General features: G+C 65.1%; 2 protein-coding genes and 1 pseudogene. 2 read left to right on the top strand and 1 reads right to left on the bottom strand.

The features are described from left to right. A partial coding sequence (locus tag SM191_RS19300; RefSeq protein ID WP_341507624.1) for a GTP-binding protein occupies nucleotides 1–159 on the bottom strand: 159 nt, incomplete at its 3' end. 116 nt (nucleotides 160–275) lie between these two features. Here SM191_RS19300 and SM191_RS19295 point away from each other — a divergent pair. Continuing rightward, nucleotides 276–1,373, top strand: coding sequence for a CobW family GTP-binding protein (locus tag SM191_RS19295; RefSeq protein WP_341507623.1), 1,098 nt, complete (start codon nucleotides 276–278; stop codon nucleotides 1,371–1,373). Nucleotides 1,374–1,550: 177 nt separating this feature from the next. After that, nucleotides 1,551–2,418 (top strand): annotated as a pseudogene (locus SM191_RS19290) (IS3 family transposase); the annotation flags it as partial. Nucleotides 2,419–2,749 lie beyond the last annotated feature (331 nt).

Below are 2,749 nucleotides of genomic sequence, written 5' to 3'. Positions count from 1 at the left end.
GTCGATATTCACCTCCGACATGTCGTTGACGATCACCGCCACCCGCCGCCCCTCGCGGTTCGCCAGGATGTGGTTGAGCAGCGTCGTCTTTCCCGCGCCGAGGAACCCCGACAGCACCGTCACCGGCAAACGAGTGTCGTGCACGAGATGGCTTGTCATGTCTGTTATCCAATGAGATACGTTACAACATAACATAACCAAGAGTTTCAGCCAATGTCCAGTAGTTCCCCGATCATGGGTGATCGTCCGCCCCGCCTGTGCGATGGGAGGGAAGCATGAGCGGCATCCCGACGGGTGCGGGCGGGCGCATTCCCGTATCGGTGCTGACCGGCTTCCTCGGCAGCGGCAAGACGACCGTCCTGAACCATCTCGTTCGTTCGCCGGGAATGGCGCGAGCGCTGGTGATCATCAATGAATTCGGTGCGGTCGGACTCGATCACGATATGGTCGCCCGCTCGAACGAGGATCTCATGGTCGAGATGATGGGCGGATGCCTGTGCTGCACCATCCGCGGCGACCTGTTGCGAACGCTGCGCGATGCGCCGTGGCGGTTCGCGCGGGATGGGCGCTGCTGGTTCGATCGGGTCGTGATCGAGACGACCGGGCTGGCCGATCCGGCGCCGATCCTCCACACCCTCATGACCGATCCGCACCTGGAGACGCTCTACCGGCTCGACGCGGTGATCGCCACGGTGGACGCCGCGACCGGCATGGCGACATTCGATACGCAGCCGGAGGCGGTGAAGCAGGCGGCGGTCGCCGACCGTCTGCTGCTGACCAAGACCGATCTGGTCGATGAGGCAGGGCAGGGCGCGATCCGGGGCCGGTTGGCGGCACTCAATCCGGCCGCGCCGGTCATCACCGTGACCGATGGCGCGGTCGACCCGTCGCTGCTGTTCGATGTCGGGCTATGGGACCCCGCGAGCAAGAGCGACGACGTGCGCCGCTGGCTGGCGGAGGAAGCGCACCACGCCGAACACCATCATCACCATCATCACGACGTGAACCGGCACGACGACGGCATCCGCGCGACCTGCCTGACCTTCGACACGCCACTCGACCCGCTGGCGTTCGAGCGGTGGCTAGGGCTGCTCACGATGTTCCGGGGCGCAGACGTGCTGCGGGTGAAGGGGATCGTGAACCTGTCGGGGCACGACGTACCCGTGATCGTCCACGGTGTGCAGCATGTCTTCCATCCGCCGGTCGAGCTTGAACGTTGGCCATCGGAGGACCGGCGTACCCGGATGGTGTTCATTACCCGCCGGATCGATCCCGAAGAACTGCGCGGCACGCTGGCGCTGATGACGATGGGGCTGAGCGACGTGCAGTTCGAGGGGTTGGTGGAGCGCGTCGCCGCGGACATGCCGGGATGATCCACCACCCCGCCGCATTCGCCTGCCGACGCGCTGGGGAGATCGACGAACTGATCTGCGCCATTCTTGCGGGGGAGTCTCGCTCGCTCAGCGCCTATGACATTGCCGCGCGGGCCAGCCAGGAGGGGCAACGCGTCGTGCCCGCGCAAGTGTATCGGACACTCGCGCGGTTGGTGCGTCAGCGCGGGACTTTTTGTCGAAGGGGTTCGCGCGATGAGCGTGGCGCGACGACGGCAGATGATCGAGCGGGCACATGTCGGCCTGTCGATCGCGGCGCAGTGCCGGCTGGTGTCGATCAGCCGGTCGTCCTTCTCCTATGCGCCGGTGCCGGAGACGGCGGAGACGCTGGCGCTGATGGCGGCGATCGACGCCTCGTTCCTGGATCATCCCTCGTATGGCAGCCGCCAGATGGCGCGGCACCTCAAGCACCTCGGCCATGCGGTCTGGCGTCGGCGGGTGCGACGGTTGATGGCGAAGATGGGACTGGCGCCCATCTATCAGCGCCCACGGACGAGCGATCCGCATCCCGAGCACCGGATATCCCCGTATCCGCTGCGCGATCTGGAGATCACCCGGCCGGGCCACCGGTGGTGAGTCGACATGACGTATCTGCCGATGCGGCGTGGTTTCCTCTATCTCGTCGCCGTCATGGCCCTTCGACAGGCTCAGGAGGGCGAGCCGCAAGCTACTCGCCTGGCGGTTGTCGAACACGATGGACGCGGCATTCTGTGTCGAGGCGTTGAAGAAAGCGCTGGCGCGCTTCGGCAGGCCCGAAATCTTCAATACGGACCAAGGCAGCCAGTTCACCAGCACCGACCTTACCGACGTGTTGCGCGAGGCCGAGGTGCGGATCAGCATGGAGGGGCGCGGTCGCTGGATGGACAATGTCTTTATCGAACGGCTCTGGCGGTCGCTGAAGTACGAATGCGTCTATCTGAACGCGTTCGAGACCGGCTCCGAACGGCGGACCGGGCTTGGCCAGTGGATCAGCTATTACAACGGGCAGCGGCCTCACTCCCGCCTCGCCGGCCGAACGCCGGACGAGGTATGCGGACATGGCGTTCACCAGAATGGCGGCGTAAACCAACCGGGGTATAGCTTAGCCGAGCCGCCAAACTGTCCAGGAAGGCGGGACCACCTCACATCGCTATGCTGCGCGAACAGGAGGGCGGGACGAAGACCGCCGACGTGTGTCGCCAGTGCGGGACCAGCAGTGCGCCGCTGTACGCGTGAAAGGCCAAGGGTTGCGGGATGAACGTGTTGCAGGCGTACAAGCTGGGGGAGTGTCAGGAATTTCGTGTGCGGGCGGGCGGATGAACATTACGCCGCCATGGCCCTGATGAAGCGTTCGCCGAAGATGACGGCGAACTGTGCCT

It is taken from the genome of Sphingomonas sp. 2378 (assembly GCF_038084995.1).
Taxonomy (GTDB): Bacteria; Pseudomonadota; Alphaproteobacteria; order Sphingomonadales; family Sphingomonadaceae; genus Sphingomonas.
The sequence above is the reverse complement of the archived record's forward strand: the minus strand, read 5'-3'. Positions and strand labels throughout refer to the sequence as shown.